Annotated in this window: 17 protein-coding genes and 1 pseudogene; 11 read left to right on the top strand and 7 right to left on the bottom strand. The window is 72.2% G+C overall.

What is annotated here, in order from left to right; translation table 11 throughout:
* Positions 1-791: 791 nt before the first annotated feature.
* Positions 792-1907, bottom strand: a complete 1116-nt coding sequence (locus ACGFYY_RS35035; protein ID WP_393715707.1) for a heparin lyase I family protein — start codon at positions 1905-1907, stop codon at positions 792-794.
* Positions 1908-2198: 291 nt separating this feature from the next.
* Here ACGFYY_RS35035 and ACGFYY_RS35030 point away from each other — a divergent pair, with 291 nt between their 5' ends.
* Complete coding sequence (locus ACGFYY_RS35030; protein ID WP_393715705.1) at positions 2199-2423, top strand: winged helix-turn-helix transcriptional regulator; 225 nt, start codon at positions 2199-2201, stop codon at positions 2421-2423.
* Between the two features lie 3 nt (positions 2424-2426).
* Here the strand turns inward: ACGFYY_RS35030 and ACGFYY_RS35025 are convergent, their stop codons facing one another.
* The 4 genes and pseudogenes from ACGFYY_RS35025 to ACGFYY_RS35010 all read right to left on the bottom strand — a co-directional run bounded on the left by ACGFYY_RS35025 (position 2427) and on the right by ACGFYY_RS35010 (position 8924).
* Positions 2427-3392: a DUF916 domain-containing protein gene (locus ACGFYY_RS35025; RefSeq protein ID WP_393715703.1), complete on the bottom strand. Its 966-nt coding sequence runs from the start codon at positions 3390-3392 to the stop codon at positions 2427-2429.
* A gap of 706 nt (positions 3393-4098) precedes the next feature.
* Positions 4099-5544 (bottom strand): annotated as a pseudogene (locus ACGFYY_RS35020) (RICIN domain-containing protein); the annotation flags it as partial.
* Positions 5545-5760: 216 nt separating this feature from the next.
* Positions 5761-6777, bottom strand: coding sequence for a metallophosphoesterase family protein (locus tag ACGFYY_RS35015; protein WP_393715701.1), 1017 nt, complete (start codon positions 6775-6777; stop codon positions 5761-5763).
* Positions 6778-6902: 125 nt separating this feature from the next.
* Complete coding sequence (locus ACGFYY_RS35010; RefSeq protein ID WP_393715699.1) at positions 6903-8924, bottom strand: glycoside hydrolase; 2022 nt, start codon at positions 8922-8924, stop codon at positions 6903-6905.
* Positions 8925-9138: 214 nt separating this feature from the next.
* On the opposite strand from ACGFYY_RS35010, the gene ACGFYY_RS35005 reads away from it, so the two are divergent.
* Entirely contained in the window at positions 9139-10185 is a 1047-nt protein-coding gene (locus ACGFYY_RS35005) for a LacI family DNA-binding transcriptional regulator (protein ID WP_393715697.1), read from the top strand.
* Between the two features lie 7 nt (positions 10186-10192).
* Here the strand turns inward: ACGFYY_RS35005 and ACGFYY_RS35000 are convergent, their stop codons facing one another.
* Positions 10193-11443, bottom strand: a complete 1251-nt coding sequence (locus ACGFYY_RS35000; RefSeq protein WP_393715695.1) for an ROK family protein — start codon at positions 11441-11443, stop codon at positions 10193-10195.
* Positions 11444-11575: 132 nt separating this feature from the next.
* Between ACGFYY_RS35000 and ACGFYY_RS34995 the strand changes: the two genes are divergently transcribed.
* From ACGFYY_RS34995 to dgoD, 5 genes are all read left to right on the top strand, one after another.
* On the top strand, positions 11576-12538 hold the full coding sequence (locus ACGFYY_RS34995; RefSeq protein ID WP_393715693.1) for an SMP-30/gluconolactonase/LRE family protein: 963 nt from the start codon (positions 11576-11578) through the stop codon (positions 12536-12538).
* Positions 12535-13164 (top strand): bifunctional 4-hydroxy-2-oxoglutarate aldolase/2-dehydro-3-deoxy-phosphogluconate aldolase, encoded by a 630-nt coding sequence (locus tag ACGFYY_RS34990; RefSeq protein ID WP_393715691.1) that lies wholly within the window; start codon positions 12535-12537, stop codon positions 13162-13164. The genes ACGFYY_RS34995 and ACGFYY_RS34990 overlap by 4 nt, the downstream gene beginning before the upstream one ends.
* Positions 13161-14102 (top strand): sugar kinase, encoded by a 942-nt coding sequence (locus ACGFYY_RS34985; RefSeq protein WP_393715689.1) that lies wholly within the window; start codon positions 13161-13163, stop codon positions 14100-14102. The genes ACGFYY_RS34990 and ACGFYY_RS34985 overlap by 4 nt, the downstream gene beginning before the upstream one ends.
* Positions 14103-14163: 61 nt before the next feature.
* The gene (locus ACGFYY_RS34980; protein WP_393715687.1) at positions 14164-14916 is read left to right on the top strand and encodes an SDR family NAD(P)-dependent oxidoreductase; all 753 of its coding nucleotides are present in this window, start codon (positions 14164-14166) and stop codon (positions 14914-14916) included.
* Positions 14913-16058 (top strand): galactonate dehydratase, encoded by a 1146-nt coding sequence (gene dgoD / locus ACGFYY_RS34975; RefSeq protein ID WP_393715685.1) that lies wholly within the window; start codon positions 14913-14915, stop codon positions 16056-16058. Before ACGFYY_RS34980 ends, dgoD begins: the two co-directional genes overlap by 4 nt.
* A 24-nt stretch (positions 16059-16082) precedes the next feature.
* Here the strand turns inward: dgoD and ACGFYY_RS34970 are convergent, their stop codons facing one another.
* Positions 16083-16940 (bottom strand): peptidoglycan-binding protein, encoded by an 858-nt coding sequence (locus tag ACGFYY_RS34970; RefSeq protein ID WP_393715683.1) that lies wholly within the window; start codon positions 16938-16940, stop codon positions 16083-16085.
* Positions 16941-17454: 514 nt separating this feature from the next.
* Here ACGFYY_RS34970 and ACGFYY_RS34965 point away from each other — a divergent pair.
* The 4 genes from ACGFYY_RS34965 (at position 17455) to ACGFYY_RS34950 (ending at position 23239) form a co-directional block, all read left to right on the top strand.
* The gene (locus ACGFYY_RS34965; RefSeq protein WP_393715681.1) at positions 17455-19017 is read left to right on the top strand and encodes a ricin-type beta-trefoil lectin domain protein; all 1563 of its coding nucleotides are present in this window, start codon (positions 17455-17457) and stop codon (positions 19015-19017) included.
* Positions 19018-19440: 423 nt separating this feature from the next.
* Positions 19441-20493 carry a substrate-binding domain-containing protein gene (locus ACGFYY_RS34960; RefSeq protein ID WP_393715679.1) on the top strand — a complete coding sequence of 351 codons (1053 nt, stop codon included), beginning with the start codon at positions 19441-19443 and terminating at the stop codon, positions 20491-20493.
* A 125-nt stretch (positions 20494-20618) separates the two neighbouring features.
* On the top strand, positions 20619-22208 hold the full coding sequence (locus ACGFYY_RS34955) for a sugar ABC transporter ATP-binding protein (protein ID WP_393715677.1): 1590 nt from the start codon (positions 20619-20621) through the stop codon (positions 22206-22208).
* Positions 22205-23239 (top strand): ABC transporter permease, encoded by a 1035-nt coding sequence (locus ACGFYY_RS34950; RefSeq protein WP_393715675.1) that lies wholly within the window; start codon positions 22205-22207, stop codon positions 23237-23239. Before ACGFYY_RS34955 ends, ACGFYY_RS34950 begins: the two co-directional genes overlap by 4 nt.
* Positions 23240-23291 lie beyond the last annotated feature (52 nt).

Below are 23291 nucleotides of genomic sequence, written 5' to 3'. Positions count from 1 at the left end.
GAGGTGGGCGGGGAAGACGCTCGGAGTCGGAGGCCACCCTTTCGAATCGAGGCACGAGCTGTGGAGACGCTCGGCGCCGACAGGATGAGCAGCGGGCCAGGACAGAACGTGAAGCCCGTTGGCAAGCGCCCATGGGTGTTGCGAACGAACGTGCTGTCCGCGAGCAGCCGGCCGAGGTGCTGCGTGAAGAGGCCAGGGGTTGGCAGGAGGCCTCTGTCCTCAGTGCGTACTGCCTGGCCCTGGAACGTCGTATCGAGGAGTCGGGCGGCGTTGTGGACGAGCAGGCTCTGGACTCGGCGTCGGTTGCAATGGCTGGGGGAGGGGACCGCCCCCTCCCCGCGATCCGATGGCGCTCTCCGCATGGCGACGGATCGTAGGCGGCCCCTCACGACAGGCGCGGCGGCCAGCATGCTGCTTCCTGCGCCGCGATTCCGCCGTGAGCTGTCGGCCGCCTGGTCGCCGGCTCCGCCTCCGGCTGCGCCGACTGCTTCTCGGTCAGTCTGGGAAGCGACGCGGGTCCCGGCGACCGCAGAACCGGCGGACGGTCCCCGCCCCATGTCCGCCGCCACCGCTGCACCGACCGGCCACTGACCCGCAGGTTCTTGGCGATCACTGCACTCGCCTCACCCAGGGCGAACCGTTCCGCCGCCTTGAGTCGTAACCCCGTGGGGAACTGCCGCCGCTCGGCTGTGCAGCCGTCTGTGAGGTGGCTGCGGGTCCTGGATGTGCCGTAGGCCGCCCTGGACGAGGTGGCCGGGCTGGGTGAGGCGACCGCGGTCGGTGGAGATGGTTCAACCCCGCGGGCCTGCAGCGCGGAGCTTCGCCCTCTTCCTCCGGCTGAGGAGGGCGAGGATGATGCCGCCGGCGAGCAGGGCGCCGCCGAGGGTGAGGATCACCGGGGTCTGGTCGGACGAGCCGGTCTCGGCCAGAGGGCCTCCGTCGTTGGCGACGTCGGGTGCGTTGCCGGTGTCCATAGGGATCTCGTCAGCGGGGCCGGTGGTCGTGTCCGGTGCAACCGGGCCGGTCGCGGAGGGCGAGGGGGTGGCCGAGACGCCGGGGTGCGAGGTCGGCGCCGTGACCGACGGGGACGTCCGGGGGGAGGGGGACGAGCTCGGCGTGGAGGCTCCCGGGGAGATGGGGGTAATGGTGATGTCGTCGTAGAAGTTCACCACCGCCGGCCCATTGCCCGCCTTGTGGCCCTTCCACGCCTGCCAGTTGGGGCGGTACAGGCCGATCTTGTGGTAGGGGGCGGTGTCCTGGTGATAGCTGTTCGGGCCGGTGTGCGAGCCCACCTGGGCGCCGTCGAGCCGGGCGGTGATGGAGCCGGTGGTGGTGGCGGTGGACCAGGTGATGTCGAAGGACCACTGGTTCCAGCGTCCGAGGCGGACGGGACCGAGGTCGTACCTGACCCCGCGCACGGGCTGCCTGCTCTCGTCCGCCTTCTCAGAGGCTCCCTTCCAGTTGACGATCATCAGCCACCGGTCGCCCTTGACGGCGAGGACGACCGCGGGGAAGGTTCCCGTCCCGCCGTGCCACTGGGAGACGATCGTCTGGGCGTCGTAGCTGACCCAGTCGGTGGGCAGGTAGTTGGCGAAGGTGTAGCGGTAACTTCCGTACGGCACGCGCGCGGTGGCGATTTCGGTGCGGTGGGAGTTGCCGTCGTCGGGCATGGCGAACCGTACGGCCTTGCCGCCTCGTCCACCTGGCGCCGTGGTCACACTCACGGTGCCCGTGCCTTCAATACCCTTGCGGGGAAACGCGGACGTGGTCCCGGACTCGAATCCGTCCTTGAAGGGGACAGGAGTGAGGGCGCGGTCTGCGGCGGCCTCGGTCGCCGCGAGTCCCACCACCAAGACGGCCGCCGCGGCCGCGCCGATCCGACGTCTACGACTGTGAGGCTGGAGCATGAACTGTCCTTGAAGAGGGGGAGTCTGTGCCGGCGTGCGGACGAGCGGATGGCTGCCCCTGAGTGCGTGGCGGCCTCGGCCGCCACGGAGCAACCACGCCGAGCCATGCAATCGCTCGTAAGCAAACACTTTCGCACGTGATGGCACATCACATCCTGGCGGATCCCGTACGTCAAGGGTGGACGGAGGATGAGATCCGCTTGTGATGTTCCGATGGGTCGGAGGTCTCTTGGCGACGTGATACTTGCGTGAACACCCTTTCCTACGGCGCCCCATGAGGGGGCAACAGAGGTGTGTAGCCGCAGCTTTCGCGGTGGAAGGCGTCCAACTGCGCGGTCAGCTCCGCCCCGACCGCCCCGCCTCGGTCTCGTCGTCCGGACCGTCTGTCCGGGGGTGCCGTTGTACGTGGAGTACGCGCTCACGGAGCTGGGCAGCAGCGTCGCGTTGCCCCTGATGCAGATGAAGGACAGGGGCGAGGCCCACCTCCCCGAGATCAGCGGCGTGGAGGATGCGTAGGCGTCAGCCGCGCGTTGCGGTCTCCGCCGTGGGGCGTTCCTCGCGCCTCCTCTTCCGCCTGCGGCGGCGCCGTTCCAGCAGTACGGCCGCAGGCAGTGCCAGGACTGCCGTGAGAAGCCACGGAATGCGCAGGTAGCCGTCGGAGCCCGTGCCTTGGACGACGTTCGCGCTCGCCGTCACGGTGATGCGGCCCCAGCCCGCGAGCGGAGCGCCGGCCCAGGTCTCGGTCAGCCGTACCTTCTGGCCCGGGAGCAGTTCGGCCGGTACCCCGGCCAGCCGCCGCCCGTCCGGGCCCCCCAGGATCAGCCCCTCGGTACGCAGGGAGACCAGCGGGGAGAGCGTGACGTTTCCCGTGTTGCGGACGGTGTACGAGACGGTCGATTCGCTGCCGTCCGTCCACGGCAGCAACGGGCTCCGTGCCGTGAACCGTACGTCCTCCACCGCGAGGGCGGGCCGTTCCGGGCCCTCCACACGCAGGTACACCCGCGCTCCGACGGCGCGCTGGACACCGACGTGAGAGCCGTCCGCCGGCCGTACCCGGGTGTCGACCGCGACGAATGCGCCCACGTGGTCCCCGGGCTGGGCGTCGGCCGGGACGTTCAGGGTCAGGCCCACGGTCACCGAGGAGCGCGCGGGTACGGTGACCGTGTCCTGCTCCGGCCTGCCCCACGCGCCGACATCGTGCTGGGCCTCCTCGATGCCGCGTACGGCCAGTCCGCCGTCGCGTTCGGTGTTGTGGGCGTCGGCGACGTAGAGGCGGAACGTCAGCTCCCCGCCGGTGGTGTTGGTCACGACGGCGCGGTCCGTGAGGGTCGCTCCGGGCCGGGCCGGGAGTTCGAAGGCGGCCCGCGGGGTGAGCGGGGAGTCGGCGGGCCGGACGGACCATTCGCCGTTGTCCGCCGCGTGTGCCGGGGCGGGGGAGAGGGCGGTCAAGAGGAGAAGAAGGAGGACTGTGGACGCGGTGCGCATGGGCCGTCAGCTTTCGGGGCGGGGGGGGGGGGGGGGGGCGGGGGGGGGGGGCGCGGCGGGGGCGGGGGGGGGGGCGGGGGCCGGGGGGGGGGCGGGGGGGGGTGGGGGGGGGGGGGCGGGGGGGGTGGGGGGGGGGGGGGGCGGGGGGCGGCGCCCCCCCCCGCCGCGCCCCCCCCCCCCCCCCCCCCCGCGGCCGCGGTCAGAGGAGGGTCAGGGTGAGCGTGCCGGTGTAGCTGCCGACGGGGGCGTACCGGGGGATGCCGAGGGAGACGCCGGCGTCTGCCGTGAACTCCCCGCCCGTGAGCTCCCCGCCGGCGGGGGCGGACGCCAGCGTCGCACCGTCCTTGCCGACGGTCCCGGGGGATCCCGCCGTACAGGTGCTGGGGCTGTCGGGCTGCGTGGCGCAGGTGGGGGTCCAGGTGAGCCGGTCGGCGTCGATCTTTCCGCGCGGTCCGGTGAAGTCGGTGACCTTGCCGGTGAGCGACCAGCCGGCCGTGCCGCCGCGGAGGTCCTTGACGGTGACGGTGCCCAGTTGTCCGGCTGCGGCGCCGCCGCTGCCGAAGTCCACGGACGCAAGCTGCACCGGATCCGCCGTGGTGGCCATGGTCAGGACGCCCGCGCCGACCGTGGCCGTGAGCCGCCGTTCCGCCGCGCCGGGAGCGGGCGGGTCGGTCGGGTCCGCCGGTCCGCTCGGGTCGGTGGCGGCGGACACCTTCCATACCTGGCCGGGCGAGCCGTCGCAGGCCGACTGGACGATCCCGGCGCCCGCCGCGGTGGAGCCGTCCCGCACGGCCAGGCACTTGCTGCTGTGCTTGGCGACGACGCGCACGACCCCGTCGGAGAGGGTTTCGAAGCGCCAGCGCTGGTTGTCGCTCGAGCCGCAGTCGTACTGCTTGACCTCGGCGCCGTCGGCGGTCGACCGGTCCGCGACGTCGAGGCACTTGCCGCTGTGCTGGGCGAGGATCCGGACGTACCCGTTGCTGTTGTCGGTGAACCGCCACTGGCTGTTGAGGACGGGGGCGCAGGTCTCCTGCGTCACCGGCACCTGGTTGTCCGAGGAACTGCCGGGCACGGTGGCACAGGCACCGCTGCGCTTGTTGGCCATCGTGTGCAGCGGGTCGCCCCCGGCGCCTGACAGGCGGCCCGTGGCGGTGTCGACGGAGACCTGCGGGTACCAGGGCAGGATCATGGTGGTGGGCGTCGGGAACTCCAGGGGGAGCCAGACGTAGGTGGAGTCGTTGACGTGCCGTGGGTCCGACCAGACGCCTGCCCAGCGGTCCCCCATGTAGAGGAACGAGGTGGTCTCGCTGCCCTCCACGGGGAGGACGAAGGCCGTCTGCGAGTGGTGGCCGTTGTGGTTGCCGACGTCCTCCATCGGTGACCACGGTCCTGCCAGGCTGGTGGCGGTGGCGTACTTCTGCTGGTTGGGATCCCAGTAGCTGGTCCCCGACGTGAGCATGAAGTAGACGTCGCCGCGCTTGAACAGGGCGGGTGACTCCCGGTGCTGGCCGGGCCACGGATTGGCCACCAGGCTCTTGATCTGGGTGTAGTCGTCGGTCAGTTCGTAGATGTGCAGATCCGCGTTGTAGTTGGCCGCGGAGATCATGTAGGCCTTGCCGGTGGCCCTGTCCTCGTACACGGTGATGTCACGGGACATGTGCTCGTCGCCGGAGGGGTCCTTGGGCCGGAAAGAGCCCTTCCAGGTGTAGGGGCCGTCCACCGTGGAGGAGACCGCCACGGCGGCGCGGGCCTCGGCGTAGGAGTCGTCGGCCTCCTTGTGCATCCACATGACGAACTGCTTCGTCTTCTCGTTGTAGAGGACCTTGGGCCGCTCGATCACGGCGGAGCGGATCTCGGGATCGGTCTCCTGCGTCAGGACGTGCCCGCGGGGCTCCCAGTTCTTGAGGTCCTTGGAGCGGTAGGCCGAGACATAGCGGAACTTGTTGTCGTCCCCGCGGTCCTCCCCGAACCAGTAGTAGTAGTCGTCGACTTTGAGTACGCCACCACCGTGCGCCTGCACCCGCTGTCCCGTGGTGTCCGGGAACTGGGTGCCGGTTTCGGTGGTGACGGGCGCCGCCAGCGCCGTCGGCACTCCTCCGAGGGAGGGGAGGAGCAGGCTCAGGCCGACGAGGACGGATCTCATTCTTCGCATGCAGATCCCTGATGTCACCGCGCGCATGCCGAGCCTGTGCGTATGAGGGTCCCGCCCCGCATACGCACAGGAACAAACAATTCTGCGCGTGAACCAACAATTTAGAGCAGAGGTTGGTGCACGCCTCGGGTGAATGTCAACGGCTGGTAAACACTTTCGACGCTCCGTGTGGCAGTCCGCGCACAGCGTTACGCAACGGGGTAACCGGGCTCTGGGTCAGAGGGTGTTCGCGAGCGGGACGGAGACCTGCTTCAGCCATGTCCCGGCCGCGAAGTCGCGGGCCCTGATGACCACGCGGTCGCGGTACACCTCCACCTGGAGCCCTTGGTTGAAGGTGCCCGGCACCGGGCTCTCGCCCCCTTGGCCGTTGTCGGCGAAACCGGTCTGCACGGCCCCGGTGTTGACCACCGAGAAGCCGTCCAGGTTCGCCGTGCCGGGTACGACCCGCCTCACGTACCAGTCGGACAGCGCCAGGTTCCAGTGCGTGTGCCCGCTGAACAGGAACACGTCGCGGTGGCGCCCCAGCAGGCCGAGCAGCACATCGGCCTGGAGGTAGTCGTTCAGGTAGAGCTTGTTCCGCGAGCCGGAGACCGTTTCGGGCAGGGGGTGGTGGGTGATCACCATGACCGGCTTGCGGCGCCTCGCCCAGTGGCGCAGGCGTTCGTCGAGCCAGCGCAACTGCGCCTCGCTCAGCCATACTTCGTCCCAGAGCCGGGCGTCGTGGTAGTGCATGTACCGCTCGGTGCCGAGGGAGAGGACGGGGATGCCGTCGAAGGCCGTCTCCGCGTACACCGTGCCGCGCTCCGCGAACCGGTGGAAGCTGCGGAACAGGGAGTCCTCCGTGGTGCCATTGGGCCAGGTGGACAGCGAAAGGGTCTGCGGATCGGCGTACTTGGGCACGTAGAACTCGTGGTTCCCGATGGCCCACGCGATCTCGCGCGGCCGCGGGCCGCGGTCCAGGACCTCCCGCACCGCCGCGTACTCGGAGTCGTAGCCGCGCGGGGTGATGTCGCCGGCGACCGCGAGCCCCGCACCGTGCGGCGCGGTGGCCCGGATGTCGCGCAGGGCGACGGCGAAGTCGCCCAGGTCGCCCTGGATGTCGCTGATGACGTTGAACGTGCTCACGGGCCGGGCGGTGGCGGGTCCGGGCGGCTGGGCCCGGGCCGGCGACGGGCTCGCGGCGCCGAGGGCGACGGCGCCCGCCGCCGCGGTGAGCAGAGACCTGCGGTGCATGGTGGGGTCCTTCCGTCAGAACCGGGCCGCCCCGGGTGGGCGGCCGGTGGGGGCCCGCTATGTTTACGCAATCAATGCGGCCGGCGGATGAATGCCGGGCAACGCCTCCGCCCGCCGTGGCGGCCTCACGAGGGCGCGGCGATCCTCCAGGACTGATTGCGGCCGGTGTTGGGGCGGTAGACGCCGACCTCGGCGCCGTCCGCGGTGGAGGCGCCCGTGACGTCGAGGAGCATGCCGGTCTCGGCGTTGACCAGGGTGTGGTGCCCGTCCCCGGAGGTCGACAGCATCCACTGCCGCGCCTCCGCCGGCCCCGGCGGCAGCAGGGTGAGCCGGCCCTCAGCGACGGCGAGCACCTTGCCGCTGCCCGCGTTCGTCACCCGGTAGGAGGCCGTGCTGCTCCAGTCCCCGGGCGCCGTCCGGGTGAGCGTCCACCGCTGCGCGGGATCAGGCCCGTGCGCCGGGCGCTGGACGAGCGTGTCCCCGTGCCCCGCCGTGACGGCGGTGAGGGCCAGGCCGCTGTGGTCGTTGACGAGGAGCCGGGGCTCGGCGGAGGGTCCGGCCTTGCGGGCGTCGACACCGGAGGCGCCCGGGATGACCAGGGTGGTGACCGACTGGGGGGCGAGGGAGACGGTCAGGCGCCGGCCGGCCACCGGGATGTCGGCCCCGCGCTGCAGGTTGTGCGCCGGGTCCGTGGTGTAGCGCTGCACGGGGGCGGGGGAGAGGGCCTGGAAGGCGGAGAGGTCCAGGTCGATCGTGCGGTACGCCCCGGTGGAGTTGGTGTGCACCACGACCGCCCCCTGACCGCCCGGCCGCACGGCGGCCAGGGTGTCGGGGTCGTCGGTGGTGATGACGCGGGAGCCGGGGCGGACGAACCGGCTGTACTGCGCCATCGCCCAGTACTTCTTGTTCCGGCGCAGCGGCTCGTGCGCGGCGTCGGCCGGGGTGAAGTCGGTTTGGATCAGGCCCCAGTTGGAGTTCTCGTGGGCCGGGGTCATGTTCTCGTAGTCCTCCACGGCCTGCCACATCACCCAGGCGCGCGGTTCGAGCCGGGTGAGGTCGTCGGTGATGCGGTCGGCGAGGTCGAGGGCCGGCCGCATGTCGGTGAAGCTCTGGGGGACGGAGCCGCCGAGGTCCACCTCCGACATCCACAGCGGGGTGCGCGTCCCCTTGGCGATGTCCCGGACGCCGGTCCGACCGCCGGTCCCGTAGGTGTGCGTGTTGAGCCGCCCGAGGGCGCTGCGGGTCTCGCTGTCGTAGCTGTCCCAGTTGGCGCGGAAGAGGTCAGGGTCCGTCTCGTCCATCGCGGCGATCGGCGTCTCCAGGCCCTCGCGGTCCAGCTCCGTGCGGAGGGCCTTGATCATCGCGGCCTGGGAGGAGGGCTCCCAGTGCGAGCCCTCCTGCCCCCCGCCCGCCCGCCAGTAGCTCGTGGCCGGCTCGTTGACGGGCGAGACGGAGTCGAAGGTGACCCCCGTGCTGTGCTGCACGCGCCGCACGGCGCCGGCGAGGTAGGCGGCGAAGCGCTCGTACTGGCCGGGCCGGAGGTTGTCCTGCCGGGGATCGGCCGTGCCCGAGACGAGCCCGCTGCGGGTCATGAAGTAGGGCGGGGAGTTCGAGAACGCTTCGAAGGTGTCGGCGCCCCGGGCCTTGGCGGCCCGCAGCCACCAGCGCTGGTGGGCGTCGGCGTACGGATCCCAGTGGGCCGGGTCGGCCGGGTCCCACCAGTCGGGGGTCTCGGGGCCGGGCCGCTTCCAGTGGCCCGGCACGGCGGCCCCGGCCCGCATGTAGGGCGCGGTCTCGGGGCTGTCGCCGCCGCCGATGTTGTAGCGGGCGATGGTGAAGCCGAGGCCGTCGGCGCCGTACAGGGCGTCGGCGAGGCGGTTGCGCTGCGCCTCGGGCCAGCCGCCCGTGACGTTGGCGAACCAGGCGAGGGCGGTGCCCCATCCCTCGAACGGCGCCTGCTGGTAGCCGGGATCGAGGTGGACGGCGACCGCTGCCGCCGGCTGGGCGGGCGCCGCTTCGGCCGAGGGTGCCGAGGGTAAGGACGCTCCGCCGAAGAGGAGTGCGGCGAGGGTCGCGAGCGCGCCTCTGAGTGTGGTGAGCCGGCGCCGGCGGGCGGCGGCACCGGGCGGGCTGCTGGTCCGGGACACAGGGTTCTCCTGTCGTGGCGGGTGCCGGTGCGGGTGGGCCTCTGAGGATGTTTGCGTTAACATTCGGAGGTGGGGTGAGTGTCGGAGCGGCGGGTGGGGGTGTCAAGAGAACCGGCGGGTAATGCCCACGGGACCCGCGCCGTGCGGCAGCGCTACCATCCGTACGGACTGCACCACGCAGTCGGTTCGGAGAAAGTGGGGAGGTCCGGTTCACATGCCGCGCGAAGGCGGAGCAAGATCACCGAGGTCCCGTCCGCTGCGCCAGTCGCCCTCGATGGCCGACGTCGCCGCGCTGGCGGGGGTCTCGGCGCAGACGGTCTCCCGCGTGGCCAACCATCGCGAGAACGTGGATGCGGCCACCCGCGAGCGGGTCCTCGCCGCGATGAAGATGCTCGGCTACCGGCCCAATTCGGCCGCGCGGGCGCTCGTCACCGGGCGCTTCGGCACCCTCGGCGTCATCAGCTTCGACATCAGCGCCTACGGCAACGCCCGGACCTTCGCCGCAATCTCCGACGCAGCCCGCGAGGCCGATCTGCTGGTGAACTTCATGGGCGCCCGGGCCCAGACCGGGGCCGCCGTGCGCCAGGCGTTCCAGCACCTCATGGTGCAGTCGGTGGACGGCATCATCCTCATCGAGTCGCAGATCCTGGACACTCCCGAGCTGCGCCTGCCCTCCGGCGTCCCCGTGGTCTTCGCGGACGGGGACACCGGCCACCGGTACGCGAACGTCGACTTCGACCAGGCCGAGGGCACCCGCGAGGCCGTGGCCCACCTGCTGGGTCTCGGCCACCGCACGGTCTGGCACCTCGCGGGCCCCCGCGACTCCTACGCGGCACGCCGGCGGGCCGAGGCGTGGCACCGCACGCTCCGGGACGCGGGCGCCGTCGCCCCGCCGCTGCTCTACGGGGACTGGTCCGCGGCCTCCGGCTACCGCGCGGGCCGGGAACTGGCCGGGCGGCCGGAGGTCACCGCCGTCTTCGCGGCCAACGACCAGATGGCGCTCGGCGTCATGCGGGCCCTGAGCGAGGCGGGCCGGCGTGTGCCGCAGGACGTGAGCGTGACCGGATTCGACGACATCCCCGAGGCGGCCTACTTCCCCGCCCCCCTCACCACGGTGCGCCAGGACTTCGACGCGGTGGGCCGCCACTGCGTGACGCTGCTCCTGGAGGAGATCCGCGGCGGGACGGGAGGCCCGCGTCAGGCGTCGGTGGCGCCCGTCCTTGTGGTGCGTGAGAGCACCGCGCCGCCCCCGGCCGGCTGAGACCGCGTCATACCGTCCGGGTCTTCGCCGCCCGGGCGGCCCGGCGTCCCTCGGCCACGGTGCCGAAGGTCTCGCGGTCGTCGAGGAAGCCTTCGAGGGCGAAGGTGGCCGCTCCGAGGGCCACCGCGTTGCCCCGTACGGTGCTCGGCTGAAAGGCGGCCGCCTGGAGCGTCGCCGCGAGCGCGTGCTCCGCGACGACCTCTCGGGTCTGCCGGAGCAGCGGCGCGCCGAGCCGGTCGGCCACCCAGCCGCCCAGTACCAGGGCCTGCGGGTTGAACAGGTTGAGGAGATCGGCCGCGGCCTCGCCCAGGTAGGCCGCCGTCCGGGCCACGGTCTCGGCGGCCACGGCGTCGCCCGCCCCGGCCGCCTCCGCGACCCGGGTGACGACGGTGTCCGCGTCCGGGTCCAGGAGCGGGCTCGCGGCATCCAGTTCGCGCAGGGTGGCGGCCACGCCGCGGGAGCTGACGTACGCCTCCACGCACCCGCGCCGCCCGCACCGGCACTCCCGGCCGCCGCGCACCAGGCAGGTGTGCCCCCACTCCCCGGCGCTGTTGGCGGCGCCCCGGTAGAGCGCCCCGTCGATCGCGATGCCCACGCCGACACCGGCCCGCAGGGTGAGGACGACGAGGTCGTCGACATCCCGTCCGGCGCCGAACCACATCTCGGCGACGGTGCCGGCCTTGAGCGGGTTGTCCAGGTACAACGGCATCGCGAGGCGTGCGGCGAGCAGTGAGCGCAGCGGTACGTCGCGCCACGACCAGTAGGGCGAGAAGACGGACACCCCGCCCTCGCGCTCGACGAGACCGGGCACGCTGACGCCCGCGCCGAGGACGCGCGGCGGCGCTCCGGCCGCGCCCAGCAGACCCTCCACACCGGTCACGATGGCGTCCACCACATGCTCCGGCCGTACCCCGGCCGCCGGCAGCGGCAGTCGTACGCTGCTCAGCTCGGTCAGCGCCAGGTCGAACAGCACGACCTGCACGGAGGTCTCCGCCACGTCGATGCCGACCAGCGCCCCGCGTCCGGGATCGACCGCGAGGCGGGCCCTCGGGCGTCCACCCTGGGAGTCCTCGCGGCCGGCCTCCCGCAGCACCCCCGCCTCCAGCAGCTCCGCCACCAGGTTGGCGGCGGTCGCGAAGGACAGCCCGGTCGCCGCCGCGATCTCTTGTCGGCTCACCGGGCCGGGGGCGGCGAAGACGCGGCGCAGAACGTCGAACCGGTTGCGTCTGCGGATGTCCTGGGCGGTGCGTCGCGCCACGGCGTACGTCCCCTTCCCGTGCTCGTACGGACGGTCGTGTGGTGGCCGAGCTTATTCCATGCGTTGGAGGATGGGTATTTACATGAGTTAGAAGAACTCTTAGAGTTTCGTCGCCAAGAGAGGAGCGACACCATGCACCTGACCGCACTGCCGTGCACGCCTGGGCCGGGCCGCCTGACCGAAGGCCCCGTCTGGCATGCCGCCGACGGCAACCTGCTGTGGGTGGACATCACCGCGGGGCTGGTCCACCGGGGCGAGCTGGTGGCCCGTGACGGCGGCGGCGGTCTGCCGGACCTGCGCCTGAAGGCCACCGTCGAACTCGACGGGCCTGTGGGAGCGGTCGCGCCGTGCACCTCCGGCGGGCTGCTCGCCGCCGCCGGGACAGCCTTCGTCTGGATCGACGACACCGGAGCGGTTACGGAGTACGCGGCCCCCGCCCTGCCCGACGACGGGATCCCGCGCCGGATGAACGACGCCAAGTGCGACCCGCGCGGCCGGCTGCTGGCCGGGACGATGGCCTACGACGCCACCCGGGACGCGGGCGCCCTGTACCGCCTCGACCCCGACGGCACGGTGACGACACTGCTGAGCCCCGTCACCATCTCCAACGGCCTCGGGTGGAGCCCGGACGGACGGCTGCTGTACTACGCGGACAGCCCGACCCGCCGCGTCGACGTCTTCGACCACGATCCCGCGACCGGCGCGCTCTCCCGCCGCCGCGCCTTCGCCGACACCGGGCCCGCGGGCGTGCCGGACGGCCTGGCCGTCGACACCGAGGGCCGCGTCTGGGTCGCCGTGTGGGGCGCCGGACAGGTTCGCGCCTACACCCCGGACGGCACGCTCCACTCCGTCGTGACGGTGCCCGCCTCCCAGGTGTCCAGCTGTGCCTTCGCCGGTCCGGAGCTCGACCTCCTGGTCATCACCACCGCGGCCGACGGGCTGACGGCCCGGCAGCTCGCCGCCGAACCGGACGCCGGCCGGCTCTTCCTCTGCAGGCCCGGGGTCCGGGGCCTGCCGGTCCCGCCGTTCGCGGACGGCCCGGCGCCGGTCTCCCCGTACTCCACCAGCCCCCATCGAGCCCGAGGTTCTGTATGACGACCGACCTGGCACGCGCACTCGCCGTCGCCCCCGTGATAGCCATCCTGCGCTCCGGATCGCCCCGGCACTTCGCCGCCACCGCCGACACCCTCCACGTCTCGGGCGTCCGGGCCATGGAGTTCACGCTCACCACCCCGGGAGTCCTGCACGCACTGCGCGAGTACGCAGAGTCCAAACCGGCCGGGACCGCCCTCGGCGCGGGCACCGTCCTGACCCCCTCCGACGCCATGCGCGCCGTGGAGGCGGGCGCGACCTACCTCATCACCCCGGCCACCTGCCCGGACGTCATCCGGGAGGCGCGCCGGCTCGGCGTCCCGGTGATCCCCGGAGCCTTCACGCCGAGCGAGATCGTGGCGTCCTGGCACGCGGGGGCCACCATGGTCAAGCTCTTCCCCGCAGCCACCGGCGGCCCGGAGTACCTGCGGGCCGTTCGCGCGCCCCTGCCGCACGTCCCCCTCGTACCCACCGGAGGCATCGGCCTCGACCGGGCCCCGGCCTGGTTCGCCGCCGGCGCGAGCGCCCTCGGCATGGGCGGCCCGCTGATCGGGGACGCCTGCGAGGGCGGCGACCTGGAAGCCCTCCGGGAACGCTGCGCCACCCTGCTGGCCGGCATCCGCCGATGAGCGCGCTCGTCACCCTCGGAGAGACCATGGCCGTCATGGCCGCCGACCGGCCCGGACGGCTCGACTCCGGGACCTCCCTCCGCATGGGCTTCGCCGGCGCGGAAGCCACCGTGGCCATCGGCGTCAGCCGCCTCGGCCACAAGGCGTCCTGGACCGGCCGGGTCGGGGCCGACAGCGCGGGAACGATGATCCTCGCCGGACTGCGCGGCGAGTCCGTCGACGTCAGCCGCGCCCGCGTCGACGACACCGCCCCGACCGGGCTCATGCTGCGCGAACGCCGCACACCGGACCACACCCATGTCACCTACTACCGCCGCGGACTGGCCGGCTCACGCCTCGTGCCGGAGGACGTCGACGCCGAACTCGTCGCCGCGGCGCGCATCCTGCACATCACCGGGATCACCCCAGCCCTCGGTGCCGGACCGCGAGCCGCCGTCCGGCACGCCGTGGACCTCGCGCGTGCCGCGGGCGTCACCGTCAGCCTGGACCTCAACCACCGGGCCCGGCTGTGGAGCAGGCAGGAGGCCGCCGCCGAACTGACCGGCCTCGTCGCCCGCGCGGACATCGTCTTCGCCGGCGCCGACGAGGCCACCCTCATCGTCCCCCAGGACGAACCCGCCGCCATGGCCCGCGCCCTGCTCGCCCGCGGGCCGCGCGAGGCAGTCCTGAAACTCGGGGCCCGCGGAGCCCTCGCCGCCACGCACGACACCGAGGCCGTCCAGGACATCGTGCCCGTCACCCCGGTGAACCCGATCGGCGCCGGCGACGCCTTCGTCGCCGGTTACCTCGCCGGACACCTCGACGGAGCGCCGCTCCCCGCCCGGCTGCTGCTCGCCGCGACCTGCGGGGCCTTCGCCGTGGCCGCGCCCGGCGACTGGGAGGGCCTGCCGCGGCGCGCCGAACTCGACCTCCTGAAGGGCGAGGACGTCCTGCGCTGACCGGGGCGCGCTCCCCGCCGCCCCGTCCCGTACCTCCACGACACCACACGAAAGACCAGCCATGAACCGATTCACAGGGCGCACGGCCGTCGTCACCGGCGCCTCCTCCGGTATCGGCGCGGCGAGCGCCGTACGCCTGGCCGCCGAAGGGGCCGCCGTCGTCCTCGCCGACATCGACCCACAGGGCGGTACCGCTCTCGCCCGCAGGATCCGCGAGGACGGCGGCCGCGCGGAGTTCGTGCCCTGCGACGTCTCCTCCGAACAGGACTGGTGGAGCCTCAAAGTCCGGGCCCATCTGCTCTTCGGACCGGTGTCCCTCGTGCACAGCAACGCCTTCACCCACACGCACGCCCCCGCCCACGAACTGCCCGGCGGCGACTGGGACCGCGACCTCTCCGTCAACCTCAAGGCGCCCTACCTGGCGGTCCGCACCTTCCTCGACGACCTGCGCGAGACCCGCGGCTCCTTCGTCGCCACCTCCAGCGTGCACGCCCTCAGCAGCCTGCCCGGCTACCCGGCCTACGCCGCAGCCAAGGGCGGCCTGTGCGCGCTCGTCCGCCAGCTCGCCGTCGAGTACGGCCCGGACGTGCGCTTCAACTCCGTCCTGCCCGGCCCCATCCTCACCGAGAACTGGCAGGACGTGGACGAGGAGGGCCGTCTGCTCTCCGCACGCGCCACAGCCCTGGGCCGGCTGGGCCGCCCCGAGGAGGTGGCGGCCGCCGTCGCCTTCCTGGCATCCGACGACGCCTCGTACATCACCGGCACGAACCTGACCGTGGACGGCGGCTGGACCGTGAAGAAGGAGTCCAAGTGAAGATCACCTCCCTGCGGACCTACCTGGTCGCCCCCCGCTGGTGCTTCCTGCGCGTCGACACCGACGAGGGGATCACCGGCTGGGGCGAACCGGTCGTCGAGGGCCGCGCGCACACCGTCGCCGCCGCCGTCGAGGAACTGTCCGACTACCTCCTCGGGCAGGACCCGCTGCGCATCGAGGACCACTGGCAGGTCCTCACCAAGGGCGGTTTCTACCGCGGCGGCCCCGTCCTGTCGAGCGCGGTCGCGGGCATAGACCAGGCTCTGTGGGACATCGCCGGCAAGGCGCTGGGCGTGCCGGTGTGGCAGCTGCTCGGCGGCAACGTCCGGGACCGGGCGCGTGTGTACAGCTGGATCGGCGGCGACCGCCCCTCCGATGTCGCCCAGCAGGCGGCCGCGCGCAAGGCGGAGGGCTTCACCGCCATCAAGATGAACGCCTCGCCGCAACTGGAACTCATCGACACGCCCCGGGCGGTACGGGAGATCGTCGAACGGGTGGAGAGCGTCCGGGCGGAGGTCGGCGACACCTTCGACATCGCCGTGGACTTCCACGGCCGCCTCACCCTCCCGATGGCGCGCCGGGTGCTGCCGCTGCTGGAGCCCTCGCTCCCGTACTTCGTCGAGGAACCGGTGGTGCCCGAGATGAGCGCGCACATCGGTGAGGTGGTGCGCTCCACCAGCATCCCCATCGCCACCGGGGAACGGCTCTACTCCCGCTGGGACTTCAAGCCGGTGCTCCAGCAGGGCATCGCCGTGGCCCAGCCCGATCTTTCGCACGCCGGCGGGATCTCCGAGGTACGGCGGATCGCGGCGATGGCGGAGGCCCACGACGTCTCCCTGGCACCGCACTGCCCGCTCGGCCCGATCGCGCTGGCCGCCTGCCTCCAGGTCGGCTTCGCCACGCCCAACCTGCTGATCCAGGAGCAGAGTCTGGGGATCCACTACAACGCAGGGTCGGACCTGCTGGACTACCTCACCGACCGGTCCGTCTTCCGCTACGAGGACGGCCACGTCGGGCTGCTCACGGCGCCCGGGCTGGGCATCGAGGTGGACGAGAAGGCCGTGGAACGCGCTGCCGAGGTGGGCCACCGCTGGCGCAACCCGGTGTGGCGGCGCACCGACGGCTCCCTCGCCGAATGGTGAGGGACGGCGGTGGGGGACACACCCTCAGGACGTGAGCGACTGGAGCACCCTGCACGTGGCCGGGCCGTAGACCCCGGGCAGATCCCCGCGTACACCGTGCCTCGCCTGGAAGCGCGCGACCGCCTCCTGCAGATGCCGGTCGTACTGGCCGCGCTGGGGCATGCTCCACGCCCCGAGCTGGGCCAGACGCCGCTGCAACTCCGCGACCTCGGGCCCGGTGTCGTGCCGACGGAGCGTCGGCGGAGCGGGCGTGGCCGACGGTGCGCGGGGGGAGGGAGTCGTGCCGGGACGTTCCTGCGCGGAACCGCTCGGCGGTCCGGAGGGCGCCGCCGGGGCTCCCGACGAGGCCGATGGTACGCGCGACCGCCCCGGGCCCGTCGGAGCAGTACGGGCCGACGGCGCGACGTGCCGCACCTCGCCGGGGCTGCCGGTGCTGGGCAGGATTCTTTCGGGGGTCTGACCGGGGGCCTCGTCCCCATCGGTGACGTCGAGCCGGCTCGCCGGGGGCGGGGAGGCGGCGTTCCGGGCGTCCTGGTCCCGGGAGAACGCGTACGTGCCCGCGAGGGCGGCCGAGCCGATCAGCGTGGCCAGTGCCGCGGTGAGGCGGAGCGGCCGGTGCCGCCTGCGGGGCTTGCGGGCCCGGTGGCCGCCCGCCGCGGACAGGACGACCGTGGCGGGGAGCGCGTGGTCCTCGGGCGCCGGGCCCGGGTACCCGGGCTGGGGTGAGTACCAGGCCGCCGACGGGGCGGGGGTGCAAGGCTCGGGGCTCGCCGCCGGTGCGGGCAGGACGACGTACGGGCGGATCCATTCCTGGTCGAACTGCGCGGGGGCGCAGGCACAGCGCGCGGGGTTGCCGCATCGTGCGCAGAAGGGGGTGTCCACCGAACTCCAGTCGAGTGTTTCCGGAATTACAGAAAGTGCCCTCGGTGCTGCGGATCGGCACATCCTGAATTGTCCGGGACGGCCGACGGCAGGCTGATGCCCTGAGGGGAATGGGGAAAGCAGGTAATGAACGGTGAACCTACTGTGCAACAAGCTTGAGATCCAGCCCAGTTGGGTTCTGTTTGATAACGATCAGCCAACCGGGGGGTGTTGGGGTGCGCGTGGAGCCCTCTGTCGTGCGGCTCGCGGCAACCGGCGGGTCGGAGCAGCTCGGTGGGGAAGGGGCGCTGCGTTGACTTCCTTGTGTGTGTGTCCGATTCTGTTGGTCGCACAGAAGCCTCGCCAGGGGCGTCCTCGGCATGCCGCCGGACTTCCCTTTTTCCAGAATGAGTTGACTTAATTCCCCACGGGAAGGCTATCGACGGGAGTGTCATGTCCTGAACAATGGGGCGACTTCCACTCCGTACTCAGGATGTCCCACGTGTCGACGAATCAATTCCCCGCTGAGAGTCGGATGAGCGACCAGCACTTGTGCGCCGCTCTCCGCGCCGAGGCCCCGGCCGCCCCTGCGGCCGAAGCCGAACTGCTGCGGCGCCATGGCCCGCGCGTCATCGCCTTCGCCCGGACGGTCGACGGCGACCCCTCGCTCGGCCCGCAGGCCGCGGACCGTGCGATGAAGCAGTTCCTCCGCATGCGGGCCGGCGCGGACGATGACGTGGAACGGCCCCCTCGCCTGTCGCTGCTGATGCTGCTGCCCTCCTCCGAGGCCGAGTCCGCAGCCGGTGCGACCTCCGATCCGGCCCTCCAGCCCGTCGTCCGCCAGGGATTCACCTCCCTGCCCTTCCGTACGCAGGCCCTCCTCTGGCACTCCGTCGTCGAGCGGGAGCCCGACGACCGCGTCGCGGCGATCACCGGGGATCGGCCCGAGGCCGTACCGGATCTGACCCGGCGGGCGCTCTCCGCCTGCCGCGACGCCTTCCTGCGGGAACACCTGAGGGCGCCGTCCGCGCCGCACTGCCCCCGCTACGCGCGCATGCTCGACGCGGCGGCCGCGCGGGCCGACGTACGCGACAACCCCGATTTGGCGCGGCACATCGGGGGCTGCCCCGGCTGCGCGGCCGCCTTGCGCGGCCTGGTCGCCCTCGGCGAGACCCCCGGACCCCTGCTGGCCGGGGCGCTGCTCGGTGAGCCGGGGCGGCGATACGCCGAGGCGAGGGCACGTACGGGGGCGGACGCCGAGGACACCCTCTCGTTGCCGGTCGTGCCCGCGCTCGCCCAACTGCCGCAGTCGGCCGGCGCCGACCGCCGACGGACCGCCTTCTTCCGCCGGTCGACGGGGCGCGTGGTCCTCGGCGCGGCGGCGGTCCTGGCCGCGGCGGCCACGGCCGCGTTCGCCCTCGGGCCGGACGAGGGCCCCCGGGCGCCGCGCGCGGAACAGGCCGACGCGCCTGACCTGCGGGTGGGCGGCGGGGAGGGCGAGGGGTCGCCCGTACCCACCAAGATCGGGGCGCGGCCTTCTGCATCGGCCTCGGCCCGGCCGTTGCCGAGTGCTTCGCCGACCGCCACGGGGCCCTCGCCCGGCCAGGACCCCACGACCAGCCCCACGGTGGAGGCGGCGGCGTCCCCCGAGGCCGTACGCCCCTTCCGGGCGGCCACGTTCGTCCAGGCCGTAAACTCCGCCTCCGGCTTGTGCCTGGACGTCCGCGGCGGCGCTCTCGCCAGTGGCACCGATGTGGTCACCGCCCGCTGCCGCCCCGGCGACGCGGTCCAGCAGTGGCGCCTCGACGGCAAGGGGCTGCTCCGCAACGCCGCGGACCCGCGCTTCTGCCTGGATTCCCGGGGCGCGTCCAGCAAGGGCGTGGGCATCTGGACCTGCTCGGCCTACGGCAAGAGCGAGGGCGACAATCTCGTGTTCTCCATGGACGCGACAGGGCGCATCAAGCCGCGCACGGCTCCGGGGTACGCCGTGACCGCGTCCGGCGGCGCACCGGGGGCCGCGGTCACCTTCGGCCGCACCGGTCCGGCGGCCGAGCAGCTGTGGACCGAACCCGCCGGATCAACGGCCACTCCCCGATAGTCAACAGATTCCAACATGCCCGGCCCGGGGCGGAGCGGCAGCTTCCCGTGCTTCGGGCCAGCCGCGCGGGCGAGTTCCGGTCAGGCTGGCCACGTGTACAGCAAGGGTTTTGCCGGTTCTCGGGCCTCTTCGGAGGTCACGGGGGTGCATCAATCCGAAACCCCGGCTTCACGCTGTTGACTTGTGGCGGAAATAGCGCTTTTCTCTGTTGCATCAAGTTTGAACGCGGCCGACTGTGACGGATTTCTCCGCTGAAGAGGGCGCCTCGACGGGGTGGTCGACCGAGGTCCGACACCCCTCCCTCGACAGCAGTCCGCCGGCCCGCGGCTCGGGCGGCGCCCACGAGGACGGCCTGCCCCGCACCCCGCATCGCACGCGCCCCACCGGTCGCCTCTCGCGACCCGTCCAAGCAAAGGGATCGACATGCTCATTCACCACCACTCCCGCCGTCCGGTGGCCGCCGTGGCCCTGGGCCTGGCCACGATGCTCGTCCTCGCCGCCTGCTCCAGCGGGCAGGAGACGACCGGCGGGACCGCGGACGTGGGGAAGGTCGAGGGGAAGATCTCCCTGACCTACCTGCAGAAGCAGGGCGACCAGGAGTACTTCATCGGGGAGGCCGCCGGTGCCAAGGCGAAGGCCGCCGAACTCGGGGTCGACCTCAAGGTGGTGAACCTGGGCAACGACGCCAACAAGACCGTCAGCGAGGCGCAGGCGGCCATCTCGCAGAAGAGCAACGGACTGATCGTGGTCGTTCCGGACCCGGCCGTGGGCCCGCAGGTCGTGCAACTGGCGAAGAGCGGCAAGGTGGCGCTCCTGACCTCCGACGACCAGATCTGCAGCAACGGCCCCGACCCCGCCGCCTGCGGCGCCGACGACCTGGTGCCCCGCATCGGGTTCAGCGGCCAGCAGATGGGCGGCGAGGTGGGCAAGCGGGCGGCAGAGGAGTTCAAGAAGGCCGGCTGGAACCCGGCCGAGACGCGGACCATCTCGGCCTGGAAGCAGGACGTCACCGTCTGCACCGACCGCGTGAACGCCGCGAAGAAGGCGTTCACGGAGGGCGCGGGCGTCCCCGTACAGAACATCGACGTACCGACCGACAACTCCCCGACGGGCGCGCAGGACAAGATCGCGGCGACGATCACTGCCAACGCCGCCGTGAAGCACTGGGTGGTCTGGGGCTGCAACGACGAGAACGTCCAGGGTGGTGTCACCGCCCTGGAGAACGCCGGCTTCAGCGCCGACAACGTCATCGGCGTGGGCCTCGGAGCCTACCTCGCCTGCAAGAACTGGAGCTCCGGCAAGCCCTCCGGCATGAAGGCCGCGCTCTTCATCAACGGCAAGGACGTCGGAGCGCTCGCGGTCCAGACCATGTTCGACAAGCTCAAGAACGGCAAGGACTTCCCGAAGGAGGCGTTCGCCCCGACCAAGATGGTCGACGCCGCCAACTGGAAGGAAGCGGGCGTCACCTGCAGCTGAGCCCGCGCCCGCGGCACGGGTGGGTACGGCCCCCGCGGCGGCCGTACCCACCCCGTGCCGATCATCGCCCGGCCGGCGGCGCCGCCGGCCCGAAGCCCCACGTACCCCCAGCTTGCGAGGCCCCCATGACCACGGCAGGTACAGAGCCACCCCCCACCGCGCAGGATCCCGGCGCGGAGGTATCCGTAGAGAACATCACCAAGCGCTTCGGCGCGGTACAGGCGCTCAGCGGCGTCACGCTCGACTTCCCGAGGGGCCGCGTCACCGCCCTGATGGGGGAGAACGGCGCCGGCAAGTCCACACTCCTCAAGATCCTCACCGGTGACCACCAGCCCACCGAGGGAAGCATCCTCTGGGACGGGCGTCCGCGGCCCCTGGCCTCACCGCACGACGCCCACAAGGCCGGGATCCGGATCATCCCGCAGGAGCCCGAGATCATCCCGCACGTCTCCGTCGCCGAGAACGTCTACGCCGGGGCCCTCCCGCGCCGGGCGGGACGCCGGCTCGACCGCACCGAGCTGCGTCGGCGGATCACCGCGGACCTGGCCCGGCTCGGCTTCGAGAAGGTCATCCACCCCGATCAGCTGGGATCCGAACTCACCCCGGCACAGCGCCAGCTGGTGGAGATCCTGCGCGCGCTCACCGGCGAGGCCAAGGTCATCGCCTTCGACGAGCCCACCTCCTCCCTCTCCGAGAACGAGGTGGAGGCCCTCTTCGGCCTCATCGACCGGCTGCGCGACCAGGGCATCGCCGTCATCTACGTCTCCCACCGCATGAAGGAGATCTTCCGTCTGGCCGACCGCATCGCCGTCCTGCGCGACGGCACGGTCGCCGGGGTACTGGAAGCCCGCGAAACCAACGAGGGGGAGGTCGTCCGCCTGATGGTGGGCCGTGACCTGTCCTCCCTGTTCGTGCGCCAGGACGTCGCTCGCGAGGAGGTGGTCCTCGAACTGGAGGGCGTCACCACGGACGACGTCAGCGACATCGACCTCCAGGTCCGCGCCGGAGAGGTGGTCGCCCTCGCCGGGCTGATGGGCGCCGGGCGGTCCGAGCTGGCCCTCGCCCTCGCCGGTGACCGGCCTGTCCGCTCGGGGAGCGTCTCGGTGAACGGCACTCCCCTGCGCCTGCGCAGCCCCCGGGACGCGATCCGAGCGAGCATCGGTCTGGCTCCGGAGGAGCGCAAGGCACAGGCGCTGTTCCTCCACCGCTCCATCCGGGACAACACCTCCCTGGTCAGCCTGGACCGGCTGCGCCGCTGGCGCTTCGTCCGCAGCCGCCAGGAGAGGGCGGTGGCACAGGACTTCTCCGACCGGCTCCGGGTGCGCACCCCGTCGATCGAGCACGAGGTGCGCAAGCTGTCGGGCGGCAACCAGCAGAAGGTGGTGCTCGCCCGCTGGCTGCTGCGCAAGCCCAAGGTACTGATCCTGGACGAGCCGACGCGCGGGATCGACATCGGTGCCAAGGCCGAGATCTACCGCATCATCGCCGACCTCGCCCGGGAGGGGGTCGCCCTGCTGGTGATCTCCTCCGAACTCCCCGAGGTCCTGGGGCTCGCCGACCGGGTCGTCGTGATGCAGAACGGCCGCATCACCGGCGAACTCGACCGATCGCAGGCCACCGAGGAAGCCATCCTCAACCTCGCCATGGCCGACGACCTCGCGCCCGTCGTGTCCGACCGACCGCTCACCGACTCCGCCGATGGAGACGTTCGATGACCACCACCCAGACGCCGGCCCCCGCCGAGACCACCCTCCCCACTCCGGGGCGCAAGAGCGCGGGAGCCCTGCTCTCCTCGCTCGGCGGGCAGAACCTCAGCCTGATCGGCGCCCTCGTCCTCGTCCTCGCCCTGTTCGGGTTCCTGAACGACAACTACCTCAGCCTCGCCAACATCCAGGTCATCGGAGAGGCGGTGACCATCACCGGCCTGCTCGCCATCGTCCAGACGGTGGTGATCATCTGCGGTGGGCTCGACATCTCCGTCGGCTCCCAGGCCGGCCTGGCCTCCGTCGTGAGCGCCATGGTCTTCACCTCCGGCGGCTCCAACCCCTACCTCGGCATGGCCGCCGCGATCGGCATCGGGATCCTGGTCGGCGTGGTCAACGGCGTCGCCATCGTCTACGGCCGGGTCAATCCCACGATCGCCACGCTCGCCGGGCTGGCCGCCTACAAGGGCGTGGCCCAGCTCGTCTCCGACGGCCGCGCGCAGGGCTACGTACTCAACGATCCGCTCTTCGTGTTCCTCGGGCGGGGGAAGATCGCCGGGATACCGGTGATGATCTGGATCCTGGCGGTCGTGGCGCTGGCGGTGCACGTGATGCTCAAATACACGGACATCGGCCGGAACATCTACGCCATCGGCGGCAACGACACCGCGGCGCGGCTGGCCGGTATCAACATCAACAAGTACCTCGTCGCCGTCTACGCGCTGATCGGTGTGGTCGCCGCGATCGCCGGCATCCTGCTGACCGCGCGCACCGGTTCGGGGCAGCCCGTCTCCGGGAGCGAGGGTCTGGAGCTCAAGGCCATCACGGCGGCGGCGCTCGGCGGCTGCGCCCTCAAGGGCGGCAAGGGCGGTATCGGCGGCACGCTGCTGGCGGTGGCGCTGCTCGGTGCGCTGGAGAACGGCCTGACGGTGGAGGGCATCAACACCTTCTGGCAGAACGTCGCCCAGGGCGCGCTGCTCGTCGCGGCGGTCGTCATCCAGCAACGGCGCAGCGGGGAGAGGGCCGTCGGGCTGCCGCACTGACTGGCGGACGAATGCCGCAAGCGGCAGGATTTCCTCCTGCCCACCCCCGCTT

It is taken from the genome of Streptomyces sp. NPDC048331 (assembly GCF_043201215.1).
In the GTDB taxonomy this organism is placed as follows: Bacteria; Actinomycetota; Actinomycetes; order Streptomycetales; family Streptomycetaceae; genus Streptomyces.
Note: the sequence above shows the minus strand (reverse complement) of the source record. Positions and strands in the feature narration are given on the sequence as shown.